The organism is Nonomuraea africana (assembly GCF_014873535.1).
Taxonomy (GTDB): Bacteria; Actinomycetota; Actinomycetes; order Streptosporangiales; family Streptosporangiaceae; genus Nonomuraea; species Nonomuraea africana.
In genome coordinates, this window is record NZ_JADBEF010000001.1 from 4,522,446 (window position 1) to 4,540,308 (window position 17,863).

20 protein-coding genes are annotated in these 17,863 nt (G+C 70.4%); 6 read left to right on the forward strand and 14 right to left on the reverse strand.

The features are described from left to right. Window position 1: 1 nt before the first annotated feature. Genes H4W81_RS21325 through uraD form a run of 5 tightly spaced genes read right to left on the reverse strand, consistent with a single transcriptional unit; the run spans window position 2 to window position 2,991 of the window. Entirely contained in the window at window positions 2–475 is a 474-nt protein-coding gene (locus H4W81_RS21325; protein ID WP_192780957.1) for a (2Fe-2S)-binding protein, read from the reverse strand. Then, the gene (locus H4W81_RS21330) at window positions 475–1,335 is read right to left on the reverse strand and encodes an FAD binding domain-containing protein (RefSeq protein ID WP_192776427.1); all 861 of its coding nucleotides are present in this window, start codon (window positions 1,333–1,335) and stop codon (window positions 475–477) included. The genes H4W81_RS21325 and H4W81_RS21330 overlap by 1 nt, the downstream gene beginning before the upstream one ends. 13 nt (window positions 1,336–1,348) lie before the next feature. Beyond that, the gene (pucL, locus tag H4W81_RS21335) at window positions 1,349–2,212 is read right to left on the reverse strand and encodes a factor-independent urate hydroxylase (protein ID WP_192776428.1); all 864 of its coding nucleotides are present in this window, start codon (window positions 2,210–2,212) and stop codon (window positions 1,349–1,351) included. Further along, window positions 2,213–2,512: a hydroxyisourate hydrolase gene (uraH, locus tag H4W81_RS21340; RefSeq protein WP_192776429.1), complete on the reverse strand. Its 300-nt coding sequence runs from the start codon at window positions 2,510–2,512 to the stop codon at window positions 2,213–2,215. It abuts the gene before it with no gap. Beyond that, window positions 2,509–2,991, reverse strand: coding sequence for a 2-oxo-4-hydroxy-4-carboxy-5-ureidoimidazoline decarboxylase (uraD, locus tag H4W81_RS21345; RefSeq protein WP_192776430.1), 483 nt, complete (start codon window positions 2,989–2,991; stop codon window positions 2,509–2,511). Before uraD ends, uraH begins: the two co-directional genes overlap by 4 nt. A 133-nt stretch (window positions 2,992–3,124) precedes the next feature. Here uraD and H4W81_RS21350 point away from each other — a divergent pair, with 133 nt between their 5' ends. Both H4W81_RS21350 and H4W81_RS21355 read left to right on the forward strand, forming a co-directional pair. Further along, on the forward strand, window positions 3,125–4,627 hold the full coding sequence (locus H4W81_RS21350) for a PucR family transcriptional regulator (RefSeq protein ID WP_192776431.1): 1,503 nt from the start codon (window positions 3,125–3,127) through the stop codon (window positions 4,625–4,627). Between the two features lie 47 nt (window positions 4,628–4,674). Continuing rightward, window positions 4,675–6,168, forward strand: coding sequence for a beta-N-acetylhexosaminidase (locus H4W81_RS21355; protein WP_225958725.1), 1,494 nt, complete (start codon window positions 4,675–4,677; stop codon window positions 6,166–6,168). Here the strand turns inward: H4W81_RS21355 and H4W81_RS21360 are convergent. After that, a complete protein-coding gene (locus tag H4W81_RS21360) occupies window positions 6,138–6,617 on the reverse strand; it encodes a hypothetical protein (protein WP_192776432.1) in 480 nt (159 codons plus the stop codon). The genes H4W81_RS21355 and H4W81_RS21360 overlap by 31 nt on opposite strands. Continuing rightward, the gene (locus H4W81_RS21365; RefSeq protein ID WP_192776433.1) at window positions 6,614–7,051 is read right to left on the reverse strand and encodes a MarR family winged helix-turn-helix transcriptional regulator; all 438 of its coding nucleotides are present in this window, start codon (window positions 7,049–7,051) and stop codon (window positions 6,614–6,616) included. Before H4W81_RS21365 ends, H4W81_RS21360 begins: the two co-directional genes overlap by 4 nt. Before the next feature lie 101 nt (window positions 7,052–7,152). Here H4W81_RS21365 and H4W81_RS21370 point away from each other — a divergent pair, with 101 nt between their 5' ends. Further along, window positions 7,153–7,992, forward strand: coding sequence for a deoxyribonuclease IV (locus tag H4W81_RS21370; RefSeq protein ID WP_192776434.1), 840 nt, complete (start codon window positions 7,153–7,155; stop codon window positions 7,990–7,992). A 377-nt stretch (window positions 7,993–8,369) separates the two neighbouring features. Here H4W81_RS21370 and H4W81_RS21375 read toward each other — a convergent pair whose 3' ends face one another. The 5 genes from H4W81_RS21375 to H4W81_RS21395 all read right to left on the reverse strand — a co-directional run bounded on the left by H4W81_RS21375 (window position 8,370) and on the right by H4W81_RS21395 (window position 12,796). Then, window positions 8,370–9,884 (reverse strand): sodium:solute symporter family transporter, encoded by a 1,515-nt coding sequence (locus H4W81_RS21375; protein ID WP_192776435.1) that lies wholly within the window; start codon window positions 9,882–9,884, stop codon window positions 8,370–8,372. Beyond that, window positions 9,881–10,186 carry a hypothetical protein gene (locus tag H4W81_RS21380; RefSeq protein ID WP_192776436.1) on the reverse strand — a complete coding sequence of 102 codons (306 nt, stop codon included), beginning with the start codon at window positions 10,184–10,186 and terminating at the stop codon, window positions 9,881–9,883. The genes H4W81_RS21375 and H4W81_RS21380 overlap by 4 nt, the downstream gene beginning before the upstream one ends. Continuing rightward, window positions 10,183–10,920 carry a LytR/AlgR family response regulator transcription factor gene (locus H4W81_RS21385; protein ID WP_192776437.1) on the reverse strand — a complete coding sequence of 246 codons (738 nt, stop codon included), beginning with the start codon at window positions 10,918–10,920 and terminating at the stop codon, window positions 10,183–10,185. Before H4W81_RS21385 ends, H4W81_RS21380 begins: the two co-directional genes overlap by 4 nt. 65 nt (window positions 10,921–10,985) lie before the next feature. Continuing rightward, the gene (locus tag H4W81_RS21390; RefSeq protein ID WP_192776438.1) at window positions 10,986–12,122 is read right to left on the reverse strand and encodes a sensor histidine kinase; all 1,137 of its coding nucleotides are present in this window, start codon (window positions 12,120–12,122) and stop codon (window positions 10,986–10,988) included. Window positions 12,123–12,166: 44 nt separating this feature from the next. After that, window positions 12,167–12,796, reverse strand: a complete 630-nt coding sequence (locus H4W81_RS21395; protein ID WP_192776439.1) for a molybdopterin-dependent oxidoreductase — start codon at window positions 12,794–12,796, stop codon at window positions 12,167–12,169. Window positions 12,797–13,013: 217 nt separating this feature from the next. Between H4W81_RS21395 and aroF the strand changes: the two genes are divergently transcribed. Both aroF and H4W81_RS21405 read left to right on the forward strand, forming a co-directional pair. Continuing rightward, complete coding sequence (gene aroF, locus H4W81_RS21400; protein ID WP_192776440.1) at window positions 13,014–14,048, forward strand: 3-deoxy-7-phosphoheptulonate synthase; 1,035 nt, start codon at window positions 13,014–13,016, stop codon at window positions 14,046–14,048. Between the two features lie 114 nt (window positions 14,049–14,162). Further along, entirely contained in the window at window positions 14,163–14,450 is a 288-nt protein-coding gene (locus tag H4W81_RS21405) for a YiaA/YiaB family inner membrane protein (protein WP_192776441.1), read from the forward strand. Between the two features lie 409 nt (window positions 14,451–14,859). Here H4W81_RS21405 and thiI read toward each other — a convergent pair whose 3' ends face one another. After that, a complete protein-coding gene (gene thiI, locus H4W81_RS21410; protein WP_192776442.1) occupies window positions 14,860–16,056 on the reverse strand; it encodes a tRNA uracil 4-sulfurtransferase ThiI in 1,197 nt (398 codons plus the stop codon). A 479-nt stretch (window positions 16,057–16,535) separates the two neighbouring features. After that, the gene (locus H4W81_RS21415; RefSeq protein ID WP_192776443.1) at window positions 16,536–17,183 is read right to left on the reverse strand and encodes a response regulator; all 648 of its coding nucleotides are present in this window, start codon (window positions 17,181–17,183) and stop codon (window positions 16,536–16,538) included. A 52-nt stretch (window positions 17,184–17,235) separates the two neighbouring features. Between H4W81_RS21415 and H4W81_RS21420 the strand changes: the two genes are divergently transcribed. Next, window positions 17,236–17,757 carry a hypothetical protein gene (locus H4W81_RS21420; RefSeq protein WP_192776444.1) on the forward strand — a complete coding sequence of 174 codons (522 nt, stop codon included), beginning with the start codon at window positions 17,236–17,238 and terminating at the stop codon, window positions 17,755–17,757. Window positions 17,758–17,863: the final 106 nt, after the last annotated feature.

Below are 17,863 nucleotides of genomic sequence, written 5' to 3' on the forward strand. Positions count from 1 at the left end.
ATCACTTCACGGCCGCCTTGCGGGCGGCTGCCAGCCGTACGGCGTCGAGGATCTTCTCGTAGCCGGTGCACCGGCACAGGTTGCCCGCCAGCGCCTCACGGATCTCCACGTCGGAGGGGTGGTCGTTGCGCTGGATGAGGTCGTGCGCCTGCACGATCAGCCCCGGCGTGCAGAACCCGCACTGGACGGCGCCCGCCTCGACGAACGCCTCCTGCACGGGGTCGAGCCGCTCGCCGTCGGCCAGTCCCTCGACCGTGCGGACCTCGCGTCCCTCGACCTGACCGGCCGCCACCAGACATGAGCAGACCGGCGTGCCGTCCAGGTAGACCGTGCAGGAGCCGCACTCGCCCTGCTCGCAGGCGTTCTTGGAGCCGGGCAGGCCCACGCGCTCGCGCAGCACGTAGAGCAGGCTCTCGCCCTCCCATACGTCGTCGACGGCCTCGGTCCTGCCGTTGACGGTGAAGTTGACCCGCATCACGCGGCCCTCGCCTTCCTGTAGTCGTTCCAGGCCCAGGTCAGGGTCCTGCGGGCCATGACCGCGAGCGCGTGCCTGCGGTAGTCGGCCGTGCCGCGCACGTCGTCGATCGGCGAGGCCGCCGCCGCGCACAGCTCCCCGAACCGCTTCAGCACGGCGGGGTCGAGCCTGGCGTCCCAGTCGAGCTCGGCGGCCAGGAACTCCTCGGCCTCCAGCGCCCTGCGCGGCGTCGGGGCGGCCGAACCGATCCCGGTGCCGACCCTGCGCTCGCCCGGGTGCAGCGCGACCGCGAACGAGCACACCGCGATCACCATCGCGTTGCGCGTGCCGACCTTGGAGAAGTACTGCGGTCCCTCGGCCGGCTTCATCCTGAAGGCCCTGATCAGTTCGTCGGGCTCCAGCGCGCTGCGCTTCACGCCCAGGTAGAACTCGGTCGCCGGGATCAGCCGCACACCCCTGTCGCGGGACTCCACCTCGATCACCGCGTCGCCGGCCAGCAGCGGCGGGTGGCTGTCGCCCGCGGGCGAGGCCGCGCCGAGGTTGCCGCCCACCGAGCCGCGGTTGCGGATCTGCGGGGAGCCGACCGTCCTGGACGCCTGCGCGAGGCCGGGCAGCGCGCCGCCCAGCTCCTCGATGATCCGCACGTACGGCACGCCCGCGCCGACCCGCTGCACCCCGTCGACCAGCTCGACGTCATGCAGCTCCCGCACCTGGTTGAGGTCGAGCAGCGCGACGGGCCTGCGCACGTCGAAGTTGATCTCGACCATCACGTCGGTGCCGCCCTGGATGGGCACCGCCTCCGGCTGGTCCGCCTTGGCGGCCAGCGCCTCCTCCCACGTGGTGGGCCGAAGAAAGTCCATCGTCACTTGACCGTCACTCCCATGCGAACGCCGCGTCGGGCGCGTCCTCGCGCAGCACACTGCCTTCGATCAGGCCGTAGGGCCGGTCGGCCGCGTAGAAGACCTCGTTGTCGTTGTCCAGGCCGAACGGCTCCAGGTCCACCAGGAAGTGGTGCTTGTTCGGCATCCGCATGCGAACCTCGCACACCTCCGGCCTGCTCTCCAGCACCCGGGTGCCCATCGCGTAGAGCGTCTGCTGCAGCGACAGGCTGTAGGTCTCGGCGAAGCCGTCGAGCAGGCTCCGCCGTACCTCGGCGTAGGACTTGCCGAAGTCCGCCTCCGGCGAGGCGTGCCGCCACTGGGCGGTCACGGCCGTGGCGAGGATGCGGTCGGTGGTGGGCCGCAGCGTCGTGTACTCGTCGACGATGTAGCCGTGGAACTCCGAGTCGGTCGAGTTGAGCACGACCAGGTCCTTCAGGCCGGAGACCACGCTGGTCCGCCCGTCGCGGTCGTAGTGGACCACGCAGGTGCGCACCTCCGCGCCGTTCCGCACGAAGGAGTGCCCGCCGCTGATGCGCTCCCAGCCGTACTCCTCGATCTCCACTCTCGCGTGGTGGATCGTGGGCTGGGAGTCCACGAAGTGCCTGGCCAGCAGGAGCGCGAAGTCCTCGATCTGGTCGACGCCGTGCTTCCTGGCGAAGGCGTAGGCGGTGTTCTTCTGCGTGTCGGTCGGCAGCACGGCGGCGTTGCTCCCGGTGAGGTGGACCGCCTCCATCTCGCCCGACAGGGAGCTGCTGACGTTGATGTCCTTGAGATGGTGGACCCCGCCATCCCGCACGACGCGGACGAGTCTCGTCTCCGCCTTGCCGTAGCGGTTGGGTCCGAGGATGACTGACATCTAGCTCCCTCTGTAGGTGGAGTAGGCGAACGGGCTGAGCAACAGGGGAACGTGGTAGTGCTCGGCCGGGTCGGCGACGGTGAACGTGATGACGACCTCGGGGTAGAAGGTGTCGGCGAGGTAGGCGCCGGTGTCGAAGACCACCCGGTGCACGCCCGCGCCCGGGTTCCAGCCCTTGATCCTGCCGTCGTCGTCGGTACGGCCCTGCGCCACGACCTGTCCCTCGTGCTCCAGCCGTACCGCCACTCCCGCGGCGGGCCTGCCGGTGACCGCGTCGAGCACGTGCGTCGAGAAGCTCATATCCTCGCCAGCCTCAGCTTGGTGATCTTGGCCAGTTCGTCGCGCACCACCGCGCGCTCGGTGTCCTCGTCGTTGTCGAGGCGCTCCTTCAGGCGGGCGAGCATCTCCTCGCCGGACAGCCCGGTGGCGCAGATCAGGTAGACGTGACCGAAGCGCCGCTCGTAGGCGCGGTTGCCCTCGGCCAGCTCCGTGCGCACGCGGTCGTCACCGTCCGCGACGCCCGACTGCTCCTGCCTGCTCCATTCCGACTCGCGTGCGCTGCCCGCCGGCCGCTCCCCGATCCTCGGGTGGGCGGCGAGCGCCTCCTCGACGTCGGGCCAGGCCAGGGCGCGCACCGCGGCCTCGGCCGCCGAGGTCAGCTCGGCGAGCCCCGCGTACGGCCGGCCCGCCACCACCTCGCGGGCGAAGGCGCGGGAGGCGCAGCAGGTCAGCAGCTCCTTCTCCGCCTCTTCGGCGCTGAGGGCGTTGAGGTTCACCATGTCATGAGTACACACAGCGCTGATGTCCCCGGTCCAGCAGCAAGAACTCCGAAGTGGGAGGGGGGTTGGCCGGTTCTTTTCGTGTCATGCTCCAATGCGCGTCCTGTTCACACTTCGGTTACCCTCCGAGTGCATGCGACTCAACGCGTTGGCGAGCATGCCCGAACTGGGGCTGTCGGTCGTCACCGGGCACGACGAGCTCGACCGGCCGATCCGGTGGGTCGTCACCACCGACCTGCTCGATCCCGGCCGCTACCTCACCGGCGGCGAGCTCGTCCTGACCGGGCTGATCTGGCGGCGCTCCCCCGACGACAGCGAGACCTTCGTCAGGGCGCTGGCCAGGGCCGGGGTGTCGGGGCTCGGCGCGTGCGAGGCGCGCAGCGGCGACCTGCCACCCGACCTGGTCGAGGCCTGCCGCAGGCACCGGGTGCCGCTCTTCCACGTGCCGCAGGCGCTGTCGTTCGCCGAGGTCACGGAGCACATCGTGCGGCACCTGTCGACGGCGCGCGCCTCCGACGTGGCCGCCGTCCTCGACCGGCACCGCCAGCTCGTCGCGGGCGCGGGGCTCGATCCCGTCCTGGAGATGATCGGGCGCGACCTCGGCATGCGCTGCTGGGTCCTCACCCCGTCGGGCCGCCTGGTGTCGGGCTCCAGCCCGCTGGACCCCGACACGGCCACCGTCCTGGCCAACACCTTCCTGACGGCCAGGCGGCTGCCCTGCACGCGTGGCGGCTACTCGGTCTTCCCCGTGGACGAGCAGACCACCTCGAGGGTGGCCGACTGGTTCGTCGCCTTCGAGGGGCGCTACTCCGACTGGCCGGAGGAGCGGCGCGCGCTGGCCGGCGAGCTCGCGGCCGTGGCCGCCGTGGAGCGGGTACGGCTCGACGACAGGCTCAGCCCCGAGGGGCGGATCGGCCAGGAGCTCGTCCGCCTGGTGCTCACCGAGGGCAAGGCGAGCGACATCCTGCCCAGGCTGGAGGTCACGGGACTGGCGGGGGCGCCGGGCTACGTGGCGCTCGCCGCCACCGCTCAGGGCGCGCTGCGCCCCGCCGAACTGCGCAGCGTCGTCAAGGAGCTCCTGCAGGGCCCGGCCAACCCGGTCGTAGGGGTCGTCGACGAGGAGGCGATCGCCCTTGTCCCCGCCGACGACACCGATCTGACCGCCCGCGTCCGCGCCGCCGTCCAGCACCTGTCGCCCGCGCTCACCGACATCCGCCTGACCGTCGGCGTCAGCGGCGCGGCCCCCGTCGAGGGCCTGCGCGGCGCGGTCGAGGAGGCCAGGTTCGCCCGCCGCCTGGCCGAGGGCAGGCCGGGTCAGGGCGCGGTGGTCGGCCACGAGGAGCTGGCCACCCACGTGCTGCTGCTGGCCTCGGTGCCCGACGACGTGCGACACGTCTTCAGGGTGCGGCTGCTCGACCCGCTGCGCTCCTACGATCAGGTGCACAAGGCCGACCTGGTCCGCACGCTGGAGGCCTTCCTGCAGTGCTCGGGGTCGTGGACCAGGTGCTCGGAGCTGCTCCACGTCCACGTCAACACCCTGCGCTACCGCATCCAGCGCATCCAGGACCTCACCGGAAGGGATCTGTCGCGGCTGGAGGACAGGGTCGACTTCTTCCTCGCCCTGCGCCTCGGCTGAGCGGCCTGTGATATATGTAAAGAAACCTTACAAATGGGGAGCGTCCGTTGCCGAACCGCCGCCTTGCCGCGCTCATGACGGCCTCCGCGCTCGCCGCGTCGTGCGCTCCCTCCGCCCCTGAGCTCGCCGGCCCCGCGGGGCCCGCCCTGGTGCCGGTGCCCGCCTCGCTGCGGGTGACCGAGGGCGCCTTCACCCTGGCCGCCGACGCCAGGATCGGCGTGCGCTCGGCGGAGGGCGCGCCGGTGGCCGAGCAACTGGCCAGGCTGCTGCGCCGGTCCACCGGCTACGCGCTGCCCGTCGTGCGCGAGCCCGCCGAGATCACCCTCGAGGTCTCGGGCGGGCAGGAGCTCGGCCGCGAGGGTTACACCCTCGACGTCACCCCCGCCGGCGTACGGCTGGCGGCGGCCACCGCCGAGGGCGTCTTCCGCGGCGTGCAGACCCTTCGCCAGCTCCTGCCCGCCGCGATCGAGAGCTCCACGCCGCAGCCGGGCCCCTGGACGATCGGCGGGGTGCGCATCGAGGACCGGCCGCGCTTCCCCTACCGCGGGGTGATGCTCGACGTGGCGCGCCACTTCTTCACCGTCGAGCAGGTCAAGCGCTACATCGACCTGGCCGTCGCCTACAAGGTGAACGTGCTGCACCTGCACCTGACCGACGACCAGGGCTGGCGCATCGAGATCAGGAGCTGGCCCGAGCTGGCGGGCGACGACTCCTACAGCCAGGACGACTACCGCGAGATCGTCCGCTACGCCGCGGAGCGGTTCGTCACCGTGGTGCCCGAGATCGACACGCCCGGCCACACCAACGCCGCCCTCGCCGCCTACGCCGAGCTGAACTGCGACGGGGTGGCGCGCGAGCCGTACGAGGGGACGGAGGTGGGCTTCAGCTCGCTGTGCGTGGACAAGGAGATCACCTACCGCTTCCTCGACGACGTCGTGCGGGAGGTGGCGGCGCTGACGCCGGGGCCGTACCTCAACCTGGGCGGCGACGAGGCGCACAGCACCAGCCCCGAGGACTACGAGAAGTTCGTCGCCCGCGCCCAGGAGATCGTCGACGTCCACGGCAAGCAGCTCATGGGCTGGGCGGAGATCACGTCGGGCGCGGTCGCGCAGCACTGGCAGCCGCGCGAGCCCGACCGCGCCCGCGCCGCCGTGGCCAGGGGTGCGAAGCTCGTCATGTCGCCCGCCGACCGGGCCTACCTCGACATGAAGTACACCGATTCGACCGAGTACGGCCTAGACTGGGCGGGCCTGGTCGAGGTCAGCGACAGCTACGACTGGGACCCGGCCACCGTCGTCGAGGGCATCCACGAGCAGGACATCCTCGGCGTCGAGGCCCCGCTGTGGACCGAGACGCTGGCCACTCCCGACGCGCTGGAGTTCATGGCCTACCCACGCCTGCCCGGCATCGCCGAGATCGGCTGGTCGCCGGCCACCGTGCGCTCGTGGGAGGACTACCGGGCCAGGCTGGCCGCCCACGGCCCTCGCTGGAGCGCCCGCTCGGTGACCTTCTACCGCTCGCCCGAGATCCCCTGGAGCTGAGGCCGCCTGATCCGGCCTGTCATGCGCAGGCCGTCACGGAGGTTGAGTCCGACCAGGACCAGGTTGACCGCGCCTCCGGCGAACTCCACCGCCTGGATCGCGTAGAACGCCGTACCGAAAGCCCCCTCGGCGGACAACCGCCACAGCGTCACCGCGCACGGCACCAGCACGAGCAGGCCGATGCCTGCGACGACCGCCATCCGCCGGCGTTTGACCTCGATCAGCCGCGCCCTGAGCCCTCTGGCGTCCTTGCCCGCCAGTGACGTTCCGGTGCCACCCGTGGCGATCATGCTGAACACCAGGGCGCACGCGCCAAGAGCGATCGCCGCCTTCACCCCCGCGACGGCCTTCTCGTCGCCCACCGCCTCGACCACGAGCGAGGCCACCATGAACGCGCTGATCAGGACCAGCGCCACCACCCCGAACACCGCGTGCGCCCGTCGTTTCACAACGCCTCCATGTTCCGATCCATCTGCTCCAGAACCCGCTTCAGCCGCTCGATGTCGTCCTCGGCCACCCCGGCGAGCGCCCGGTCCAGCACGGCCATCGCCAGCGGCACCAACTCGTCCCTCAGGCGCAGCCCCTCCTCCGTGGCGTGGATCCGGTAGGTGCGCCTGTCGCCCTCGTCCTGCCGCCGCTCGATCAGCCCGTCGCGCTCGAGCACCTCGACCATGCGGGTGACGTTCGGCTTGTCCTTGAAGGTGAGCTCGGCCAGCCGTACCTGCGACAGCCCCTCCTGCTCCCACACCCGGTTCAGCAGCGCCCACTGCTCGGCCGTCACCGTCTGCCCGTTGGCGCGGAACTCCCTGGTGAGCGCCCGCTTCAGGTGGACGGCGGTGCGGTTGATCAGGAATCCGACCGAATCGTCCAGCGCGAAATCCATGACCCGCCCTCATGTAGTGGTTGTAACAACAGTGGCTATAACAACTATCTGACCATAACCCGGCGCGAGCCGCCGGTCAACCCGCCTACACTGGCGGCATCATGACCTCAACATCTCTCATCGGCGGACACGTCTCCGTCACCGGCGGCCTGGCGACGGGCGGCCTGAAGTACATGGCCGAGATCGGCGCCGAGATGGTGCAGGTCTTCGTCACCAACCCGCGTGGCTGGGCGCTGACGGCGGGCAAGCCCGAGGAGGACACCAAGCTCGCCGAGTCGGGCGTCGTGTCCTTCATCCACACGCCCTACCTGGTGAACTTCGGCTCGCCCAACCCCGAGACGCTCGCCGGCTCCACCGCCATCACCCGCCACACGCTGCTGCGCGGGGTGGCCACGGGCAGCAAGGGCGTGGTCGTGCACACCGGCTCGGCGGTCAGCCAGTCCCGCGACGAGGCGTTCCGCCAGCTGCGCGAGCACCTGCTCCCGCTGCTGGAGGAGATCCCCGACGACGGCCCCGACCTGCTGCTCGAGCCGATGGCGGGCCAGGGCGCGATGCTGTGCGCCACCGTCCAGGATCTCGAGCCCTACCTGGCCGCGCTCGACTGGCACCCCAAGGCCGGCGTCTGCCTCGACACCTGCCACGCCTTCGCCGCGGGCCACGACCTGGCGGCGGAGGGCGGAGTGCGCGAGACCTTCGACGCCCTGCACGCGATCGCCCCCGGACGGCTGAAGCTCGTGCACGCCAACGACTCCAAGGACGTGTGCGGGTCGAAGAAGGACCGGCACGAGAACATCGGCGCGGGGCACATCGGGGCGCAGCCATTCGCGGAGATGATGCGCCATCCGGCGGTGGCCGGCGTGCCGATCTGCATCGAGACACCCGGCAAGGTGGAGAAGAACAGGGAAGACATCGAGCTGCTGAAGAAGCTGCGCGACAGCTGATCCCCCGTCCACGCGGGTAGTAGCGCCCTCAGGCTCCAGGTCTTCCCGTGACGAAGGACGCAAAGGGGCGCCGCCCGCGCGATCCGGCCGCCCCCGTATGGCCGGATCGCGGTCCAGCTCGCGGCCACAGCGAGCGCCCCTTCACGTCGTCGGCGTGCGGGCCCTACCCCCCGGTAAAGGGCCCGACCACCGTTTCGGCGACCAGCAGGTCACCGGAGGATCCGCGCATCAGGCCTGTGTGAGCCTCGCGGCTCGTCCCCCCCGATGCGGCGGAGTGGCTCTCCGATGCGGAAACACTACGGTTGCGATCTTGTGCGTGAAACCCCGTTCACGGACAGCTCGCTGAACGGTCTGTAGTCATCGCTATACGGAGCGTGTCAGGACGACGAGCGGCCATCTCCGAGCGACGAGCGGTCTTCTGAGGGGCCCGCAAGATCCTCGGGGAGGTGCATCACGGCCATCATCCGATCCACCCCCAAGGGCACCCGACCCGGCGTGACCAGCGAAATCAACATCATAACCGCGAAGGAGAGCGGTACGGCGAAGGGGGCGGGATACCGCGACACAACCCCCAGGTACACGCCCACCAGATCCCCCGCCACGAGGACGACCGTCAGGCCGCCGCCCACGGCGAACCCGGCCGCGACACCCGGCGCGGTGAGCCGCCGCCACCAGATGCCGAGCAGCAGCAGCGGGCAGAAGGTGGCCGCCGAGAGGCTGAAGCCGAGGATCACCAGCAGCACGGAGCTGCCGGGTGTGGTGAGCGAGGTGAGGGTCAGCGCCGCCCCCATGATCATCGCCACGGCGACCCTGAACGCGCCCACGCTCGGCCGGGTCACGCAGGCCGACACGGCGCCGCCGACGGCCGCGAGCACCCCGCAGGAGGTGGCGAGGAAGGCCGCGAAGGCCCCCGCCGCCAGCAGTCCAGTCAGCACGTCGCCCGCGAGGCCCGGCAGCATCTTCCCCGGCAGCATCAGCACGATCTCGTCCTCGTGCGCGCCGGGCACGTGGACCCGTCCGAGAATCCCGTACAGGGGCAGCAGCAGGAAGAACAGGCCGAGGAGCACCTGGGTGGCCACGATCGAGCGGCGCGCGCTGCGCCCGTCGGGGTTGGTGTAGACACGAACGATGATGTGCGGCAGCCCCATGGTGCCCAGCGCGCAGGCCAGCAGCACGGTCAGCACACCCGGCAGGGAGGTATCGCCCGCTCCGGCGATACTCTCCGCCGCCGCGGGCACGGCGAACCCCGCCACCTCCGGCGGCCCCGTGACGCCACCGCACCGCCACGCGCACCACAGGACGACCCCGACGCCGGTGAAGACGATGAGCTTGAGCCAGTACTGCACCGCCTGCACGCTGGTCACGCTGCCCATGCCGCCGGCGAGCGCGACCACGACGGACACGAGCGCCACCATCAGCCAGCCCGCCCCGTGCGGTAGCCCGGTGAGCAGGTGGATCACGAGCCCCGCCGCGTGCAGCTGCGCGACGAGGTAGAGCAGGCCGATCACCAGCACGTGACAGGTGGCGAAGCGCCGGAGGGCGGTCGAGCCGAGACGCCACTGCGCGAAGTCGGGCAGCGTGTAGGTGCCCGAGCGGCGCAGCGGCGCCACCACCAGCGCGAGGATCACGACGTATCCGGCGGCTGCCCCCGCCGGGTACCACAGCATCGACGCGCCGTGCGTGGCGATCAGCCCCGCCAGGCCCAGGCAGACGGCGGCCGAGGTGAACTCCGAGCTGATCGCCGCCCCGTTCCACCACGGCCGCACCACCCGCGCGGCCACGTAGAACTCGGCCACCGTGGCGTACCGGCGCGGCCTGACCGTGCCGACCAGCACGGCGAGGATGATCACGAAGGCGATGCCCGCGGCCGACGCGCCGACGGCGGCGTTCACGGCTCGCGTTCCGCGCGTTCCGCCCGTCTCAGCTGGAGTACGGCCAGCACCACCCACACAGGCTGCAGCGCCAGCGTCACCCACAGCCAGTCGTCCTGCGCGGTCGCCAGCGGCAGCCCCACGAGCAGGGCCACCACCACCGCGACCGTGGACAGCGCGATCCTGGCCTGCCTGCCCATGAGCCTGCGCGTCTCGGCGACGCCGTCGGCGTCGCCGAGCCCTAACGGCCCATCGGTCCTGTGCACGGCGACGGGCCTCCTGGTCACGACCACCCGCCTGCCGTTCACATGAGTGCCTTTCACGTGAGTGCCTTGAACTGCCGCACCAGCTGTTCCCTGACCTGCCTGGTGTGGCGGCGGCTGACCGGCAGCGTCTCGGTGCCGACCGTGAGCAGCACCCTGCCGCCCTCGAAGCGCAGCTCGCTGACGTGCCGCGCGGACACCAGCGTGCTGCGGTGCACGCGGATGAAGCCCGCGCTCGACCATCGCCGCTCCAGCGCGGCCAGGGACATGCGGACCAGGTAGCTGCCGTCGATCGTGTGCAGGCGGACGTAGTCGCCCTTGGCCTCGGCGAACAAGACCGCCTGCTGCGGCACGAACCTGGTGACCCCGCCCAGCTCCACGGGGATGACGTCGTCCACGCCGTGCTCGGCCACCGGCGTGGCCGCGGCGCTGAGCCTGCGCACCGACTCGGCCAGCCGTTCGGCGCGCACCGGTTTGAGCAGGTAGTCGACCGCCTCCAGATCGAAGGCCTGCACCGCGCAGTCGTCGTGCGCGGTCACGAAGACCAGCCGCGGCGGGCTGGGGAATCCGCCGATCAGCCTGGCCAGATCGAGCCCGTCGAGGCCCGGCATGCGAATGTCGAGGAAGACGCCGTCGAGGCGCTCACCCGCGCCGATCATCTGGACCATGTCCTGCAGAGCCGAGACGCCGTCGGAGGCGGTGGCCACGTGCTCGACCCTGGTGTCCTGACGGAGCAGGTAGGCCAGCTCCTCCAGGGCGGGCACCTCGTCGTCGACAGCCAGAACGCGTAGCATGCCACCACGCTGCCCTATGGAGGCCCTGGTCACAAGCGACACGCCAGCGGAAGGTAAATAATTGACTACAAAGAGCTATGACGCGACTTGGGAACCCTGAGACGCACCTTCGTGCCGGCGCCCACCGCGGTCTCCACCACCAGGCCGTAAGCCTCGCCGTAGATCTGGCGCATCCGCACGTCAACGTTGGCCAGCCCGATGCCGTTGCCCTGGTTGCGCGGGTCGTCGTCGAGCACCTGGCGGGCCCGCTCGGGCTCCATGCCCATGCCGTCGTCCTCGACCGTGATGTGCGCCTCGGGCCCCGCGTCGCGGACCACCACCCTGACCTCGCCCTTGCCGTCGGTGCCGCGTATGCCGTGCTTGATGGCGTTCTCCACCAGCGGCTGCAGACACAGGAACGGCACGGGCACCGGCAGCACCTCGGGCGCGACCTGCACGCTGAAGCGCAGCCTGTCGCCGAAGCGGGCCCGTTCGAGCAGCAGGTAGCGGTCCACGCAGGTCAGCTCGTCGGCCAGGGTGGTGAAGTCGCGGGCCTTGCGCAGCGCGTAGCGGGAGAAGTCGGCGAAGTCGAGGATCAGCTCGCGCGCCCTGTCGGGGTCTGTTCGCACGAACGAGGCGATCGTGGTGAGCGCGTTGTAGACGAAGTGCGGCGAGATCTGCGCGCGCAGCGCCCGCATCTCGGCCTCCATCGCGCGCCTCCTTGAGGAGTCGAGCTCGGCCAGCTCCAGCTGCCCCGACACCCATCTGGCCACCTCGGTGACCGTGCGCACCAGCGCCGCGCTCAACTCCTCGTCGTAGGCGGCCAGCGCGCCGATCACGGTGCCCTCGACGGTCAGCGGCACCACCACGGCGCCGTGCGGCTCCCCCGCGAACACGTGCGGACGGCCCGAGGCCAGCGCGGCGCGCGCGTGCGTCAGCACCTCGTCGGGGCAGGCGCCGTCCCAGGCCAGCACCGCGTCGCTGGAGGTGATCGCCAGCGCCGACGTGCCGAGCAGGGCCCGCAGATGCCGTACGGCCCGGCGCGCCGAGTCCCTCGTCAGCCCCGTGCGCAGCGAAGGCGCCGCCATCGCCGCGATGTGCAGGGTCGTGAAGGTGGCCTCGTCCTTCCAGCCACCTTCGGGTAGCACGGGACGCCGTCTGGCCAGAACGCACCCCGCGGCGAACGCCAAAGCGGCCAGCACCACGCAGGCGGTGGTCGACATGCGCGCAACGGTAGCCAATGACGCCCCGTGTCCGGGCGAGAACGCTAAGGTGGCCCCTCGCCTGGCTCCTCCTGGTAGGAGTAGCGCTGTTCCTTCCACGGATCGGCCACGTTGTGGTAGCCGCGCTCCTCCCAGAAGCCCCGCCTGTCCTCCACCAGGTACTCCACCGCGCGCACCCATTTCACGCTCTTCCACGCGTACAGGTGCGGGACCACGATGCGCAGCGGGTAACCGCGCTCGGGCGAGAGGGGCTTCTCGTCCAGGTCCGTGGCGAACAAAGTACCGGTGGCCTCGAAGTCGGACATCCTGAGGTTGGCGCTGTAGCCGTACTCGGCCCAGATCATCACGTGGCCGACCCCGCCCGCGGGCGGGGCGACGGCCATGAGATCCGCCGCGCTCACCCCCGCCCACTCGTTCCCCATCAGGGAGAACTTGGTCACACAGTGGAAGTCGGCGATGACCGACGTCCGCGGCAGGCCGCCGAAGTCCGCCCAGGTGAAGCGGTGCTCCTCGCCCGAGGCCGTCGCGCCGAAGACTCGGAAGTCCCAGGTGTCCGGCTTGAACTGCGGCACCCTGCCGTAGTGGATGACGGGTCGGCCGCGTGGAACGTACTGGCCTGGGGGCAGGCGCGACTCCTCCACGATCACTCCCTCGCCGACGGTGTTCGTGACCATACTCCCATCACCTCGCCCGAAGCACCGACCCGGTGCCCGGTTGCCGCACCTCGGGCATGCGCTATTATTGGCGCACTATGCACATCACCTTCCTGTTTTGGTATGGCGACGGACCCGATCGGACCGTTCGCCATCTGGTGATGCGCTAGCACACAGGCGAACGAAGGCCCCGGGTCCGCATGGATCCGGGGCCTTCGTCATTTTCAAGGGAGAGAACATGGTCATCGTCATGGGCCCCGAGGCGACGCAGGGCGACATCGAGGCCGTCGTCGGCCTCGTGCAGGCGGCAGGCGTGGAGGCGTTCGTCAGCCGTGGCGTGCAGCGCACGATCGTCGGACTGGTGGGCGACGTCGCCCAGCTCAGCGCCGTCAACCTGCGCGGGATGAGCGGGGTGCGCGAAGTCATGCGGGTGTCCACCCCTTACAAGCTTGTGAGCAGGGAGAACCACCCCGACCGTTCGACGGTGCACGTCGGAGGGGTGCCCATCGGTCCCGACACTGTGACGCTGATCGCGGGACCGTGCGCGGTGGAGACCCCGCAGCAGACGCTGGAGGCCGCCCAGATGGCCAAGGCGGCCGGCGCCACGTTGCTGCGCGGCGGCGCCTACAAGCCGCGCACCTCGCCGTACGCGTTCCAGGGGCTGGGCGAGGCGGGCCTGCGCATCCTGGCCGACGTGCGCGCGGAGACCGGACTGCCGATCGTGACCGAGGTCGTGGACGCCCACGACGTGGACCTGGTCGCCTCCTACGCCGACATGCTGCAGGTCGGCACCCGCAACGCGCAGAACTTCGCGCTGCTGCAGGCGGTCGGCGCGGCGGGCAAGCCGGTCATGCTCAAGCGCGGCATGAACGCCACCATCGAGGAGTGGCTGATGGCGGCCGAGTACATCGCCCAGCGCGGCAACCTCGACATCGTCCTGTGCGAGCGCGGCATCCGCACCTTCGAGACCGCCACGCGCAACACGCTCGACGTGTCGGCCGTCCCCGTCGCCCAGCGCCTGTCGCACCTGCCGGTCATCATCGACCCGTCCCACTCGGGCGGGCGGCGCGACCTGGTGCTGCCGCTGACCCGCGCCGCCATCGCGGTCGGCGCCGACGGCGTGATCATCGACGTCCACCCGCACCCTGAGCAGGCGCTCTGCGACGGGCCCCAGGCGCTGGTGAACGGTGACCTGCGCGAACTGGCCAAGATCATGCGAACCTTCCCCCAGCTGATGGGCAAGGGCGTGGTCGGCGACGCGCTGACCGTCTGATCCCGTGGGGTTCGGGCTGGTACGGCGGGCGCGTCACGAACCGCCTGCCGTACTCACGGGTAACTAAGTATTTCTCCGCATGTGTCGGACTTCATGGCGATCCATCATCGAGCCATGAACAAACCGATCCAGCCCACCCAGACAGCCGCTTTCTACATCCAGTCGATCCTGTCCTTCGGCCTGTCCCTGTCCGCCGTGGCCATCGGCGTGGCCTACCTGCCGGTCTCCGGCTGGATCAGGGCCTTCCTCACCGTCGGCATCCTGTACGTGATCACCTCGGCGTTCACGCTGGCCAAGGTGGTGCGCGACCGCCAGGAACTCAGCGCGGTCACCACCCGCGTCGACCAAGCCCGTCTCGACAAACTCCTCGCCGAACACGACCCCTTCAAGGTCGACGCGTGACCTTATCCGGGGATATCGGGGACGGCAGGTGCTCGAGACATCCGGCAGCAGGTTCTCGGGATGTCCGAGACGGCAGGCGGCGGGGCCGCACCACCGTGGGCACGTGGCTGGGCTCTGTCCAGGGATACGCATCACCGAGTGCCCATGGCCGGCCACCCAACGGAAGGCCACAACCGCTGAACACCCGCCCGCCCGCCGACGCCCTCGGAAGAGAACCCGCATCCTCCGTCGCGGCCCCCAGAGAACCTGCACCACCCCTGGCGTCGGTGTGTTGCTCTGGGGATGACGCGCGCGACTCGGCGGCTCGCACGCCGGGATCACCCGCGCCACCGCCTGGCCGCACGCGGCATCCCAAGAGCAGCGCACGCAGTGCGCACGCCTGGATCACGCCGCCCATAGATGCGGGGGCCTACAGGGTGTACTCCTGGATCGAGTCGGCCAGTTGGACCGCCAGTTCCTCGGCGTCGAGGCGCTTCTCGATCAGCTTGAGGTCCTCGATCTTGGCCCGGGTCTCCGCCCGCTTGGGCGCCAGCAGCGTGCAGCAGTCCTCGTCGGGCAGTTCGGAGATCTCCAGCGTGCCGATGCGCCGCGCCTCGGCCATGATCTCCGTCTTGTCCCAGCCGATCAACGGACGCAGGATCGGCAGGTCGACGGCGTTGTCCTGGGCGGTGATGTTCTGCAGCGTCTGCGACGACACCTGGCCCAGCGCGTCGCCGGTGATGAGCGCGCCCGCCCTGATGCGGTGGGCGACCTCCTCGGCCGTCTTCAGCATCAGCCGCCGCTGGGCGATCACAGCGAGCCGATCCTGGCCCGAGGTCCTGATCGACTGCTGGGCCTTGCCGAACGGCACCACCCACAGCCGCGACCTGCCCTGGAAGCGGTCGAGCTTGCGCACCAGCGCGTAGGCCTTGTAGATCGACTCCGATGTCGTGAACGGGATGCCGGAGAAGTGCAGGAAGTCGACGTGGAGACCGCGGCGCATCATGCGGTAGGCGGCCACGGGCGAGTCGATGCCGCCCGACATCAGCACCAGCGCCCTGCCGCTGCTGCCCACAGGTAGTCCGCCCTGGCCCCGCAGGCCGTCGGTGAAGACGAACACCTCGTCGCGGTCCACCTCGACGAAGACGGTGAGCTCGGGATGCTTCAGGTTGACGGACAGGCCGTAGACGTCGTTGATGTGCCCGCCCACCAGGCGGTCGAGCTCGTTGGAGCGCAGCGGGAACCGCTTGTCACGACGGCGGGAGCGCACCGCGAACGTGGCGCCGCGCTTCACCTCGTCACGGTCCTTGATCAGCTCGATGGCGGCCTTGACCACGGTGTCCGGGTCCTTGGCCACCCGCCATGCGCGGTGGATCCACACCAGACCGGGCACGTCGGTGACCCGCTCGGCGACCTGGTCGGCCACCTCGACGCTGGTGCCCTGAGGGAAGAAGATCGCGATGACGCCGTGGCGCTGCCGTACGTCGGTCTTGAGATCGAAGTCCTTCAGCGCGGCGCGGATGTTGCCGACAAGCCTGCGCTCGAACAGCTCGCGGTTCTTGCCTTTCAGCACGATCTCGCCCAGCTTGAGCAGAACGCACGGCTCGCCCAGGGCGGACATCGTCATGGCGGGAACCTCCGGAGGAGTGCGGGAACGCGGCGCTGTCTGCAACGCCGCGACCCACCGAGTTTAGTCCGGTCCCGCCCCGGAAAACCCCGCCCGCCGTGTGAACGGCTCCACAGCGGAAGAGCACCCAACCCCCAAGACCCAGATGACCCCCAAGACCCAGACAACCCTGAGCCCCAGGCAACCCTCAAGACGCAGGCAACCCCAGGGCGGTCGACTCCCAGCAGCCGGGATGCCAAGGAACCGGGGCGCCCCAGGAGCGGCGCCCCACAAGGAGCCGAAGCGCCTGGGTGCCCCAGGAGCCGGGCGACCCCAAGAAACCGAACCGCCAGGAAGCCCCAGGGAGCCGAGCGACCGGGCGACCCCAAGAAACCGAAGCGCCAGGATGCCCCAGGGAGCAAGCGACCCCCCCAAGAATGAGGGGCCGAGGTAGCACCTCGATCCGGCGTGACCGTAGACGCAGGTCGTGTGGGAGAGGTTCAGGTGGTGTGGGGTGGGTCGTCGTCGAGGCCCTGTTCGATGGCGTAGCGGACGAGTTCGACCCGGTTGTGCAGTTGCAGCTTGTTCAGCGTGTTCTGCACATGGTTCTGCACTGTCCGATGGCTGAGCACGAGCCGGTCGGCGATCTGCCGGTACGACAGCCCCTTCGCCACCAGCCGCAGCACCTCGGTCTCCCTGTCGGTCAGTCGCGGCCCGTCGGGCTGCGCCGCAGGTCGGGCCGCCAGCCTGCGGTACTCCCCCAGCACCAGCCCCGCCAGCCCCGGCGTGAAGACCGCGTCGCCCGCGGCGGTGCGCGCCACCGCGTCCAGGAACTCCTCCCTGCTGGCCGACTTCACCAGGTAGCCCGACGCCCCCGCCTTCACCGCCTCCAGGACGTCCTCCTGCTCGGCGCTGGCCGACAGCACGAGGATCTTCGCCCCCTGCAGTCCCCTGGCCACCTCGGCCCCCGACAGGTCGGGCAGCTGCAGGTCGAGGACGACCACATCCGGCCTGACCGCCTCGGCCACCCGCAGGGCCTGACGTCCCTCGCCGACGGCGGCGACCACCTCGTAACCCGCCTCGGCGAGATCCCTCGCCACCCCGTCGCGCCACATCGGGTGGTCGTCGACCACCATCACCCGCACCATGCCGCAACTCTAAGCACAGTCATCCGCAAGTACGGCAGTGCAGACTCGTCCCGTGTCCGACCTCCTCGACGCCTTCCAGCCCTCCCCCCGCGGCGCGACGCCCGGCAGGGTCGGCAAGGTCATCCTCATCCTGCTCTGGTTCGGACTGTGCGCCGGGATGGTCGCCGCCGCCGTGACCGACCTTCGCCTCGCCACCGGCGCGATCGGCACCCCCGGCACGCTCACCGTCGTGTCCTGCGCCGACCTCGGCAGCGGACGCTACGACTGCAGGGGCTTCTTCACACCCGACTCGGGCGATCCCGCGCTTCCGGTGGCCGCCTCGCCCGACTCGAGGGCGGGTCAGACCTTCCGCGCCCAGCTCGTTCCCGGGGGTGGGCGCGCGGTCGAGACGGGCAGGGACGGGCTTCTGGTGGCGCTGCTCCTCCCCGCGACGGGGCTGACCGGCATCGCGTTCCTGCCGTACGTGATCGTCTACTGGCTGGGATGGCGGCGCCGGTGGATCGCGGTGGCGGTGGGCTGCGTCATCACGCCGGCAGGTCTCATCCTGATGGCCCTGGGCTTCGCGGCCCTCTGACAACCCTCCGAAAACCCGGACCAACCCCACTGCCAGGACGCAGGGGATTGCGTGGAGCCGGCGGCTTGTGGGGGCTGGGGTCTTTGGAGATCCGCGGCGATGCCAG

Coding starts and splice junctions, on each gene's coding strand:
- uraH (WP_192776429.1), bottom strand. CDS start 2,512: ATGAGCTTCTCGACGCACGTGCTCGACGCGGTCACCGGCAGGCCCGCC.
- uraD (WP_192776430.1), bottom strand. CDS start 2,991: ATGGTGAACCTCAACGCCCTCAGCGCCGAAGAGGCGGAGAAGGAGCTG.
- H4W81_RS21385 (WP_192776437.1), bottom strand. CDS start 10,920: ATGCTACGCGTTCTGGCTGTCGACGACGAGGTGCCCGCCCTGGAGGAG.
- pucL (WP_192776428.1), bottom strand. CDS start 2,212: ATGTCAGTCATCCTCGGACCCAACCGCTACGGCAAGGCGGAGACGAGA.
- H4W81_RS21325 (WP_192780957.1), bottom strand. CDS start 475: ATGCGGGTCAACTTCACCGTCAACGGCAGGACCGAGGCCGTCGACGAC.
- H4W81_RS21390 (WP_192776438.1), bottom strand. CDS start 12,122: ATGTCGACCACCGCCTGCGTGGTGCTGGCCGCTTTGGCGTTCGCCGCG.
- aroF (WP_192776440.1), top strand. CDS start 13,014: ATGGTCATCGTCATGGGCCCCGAGGCGACGCAGGGCGACATCGAGGCC.
- H4W81_RS21395 (WP_192776439.1), bottom strand. CDS start 12,796: ATGGTCACGAACACCGTCGGCGAGGGAGTGATCGTGGAGGAGTCGCGC.
- H4W81_RS21370 (WP_192776434.1), top strand. CDS start 7,153: ATGACCTCAACATCTCTCATCGGCGGACACGTCTCCGTCACCGGCGGC.
- H4W81_RS21350 (WP_192776431.1), top strand. CDS start 3,125: ATGCGACTCAACGCGTTGGCGAGCATGCCCGAACTGGGGCTGTCGGTC.
- thiI (WP_192776442.1), bottom strand. CDS start 16,056: ATGACGATGTCCGCCCTGGGCGAGCCGTGCGTTCTGCTCAAGCTGGGC.
- H4W81_RS21330 (WP_192776427.1), bottom strand. CDS start 1,335: ATGGACTTTCTTCGGCCCACCACGTGGGAGGAGGCGCTGGCCGCCAAG.
- H4W81_RS21405 (WP_192776441.1), top strand. CDS start 14,163: ATGAACAAACCGATCCAGCCCACCCAGACAGCCGCTTTCTACATCCAG.
- H4W81_RS21415 (WP_192776443.1), bottom strand. CDS start 17,183: ATGGTGCGGGTGATGGTGGTCGACGACCACCCGATGTGGCGCGACGGG.
- H4W81_RS21365 (WP_192776433.1), bottom strand. CDS start 7,051: ATGGATTTCGCGCTGGACGATTCGGTCGGATTCCTGATCAACCGCACC.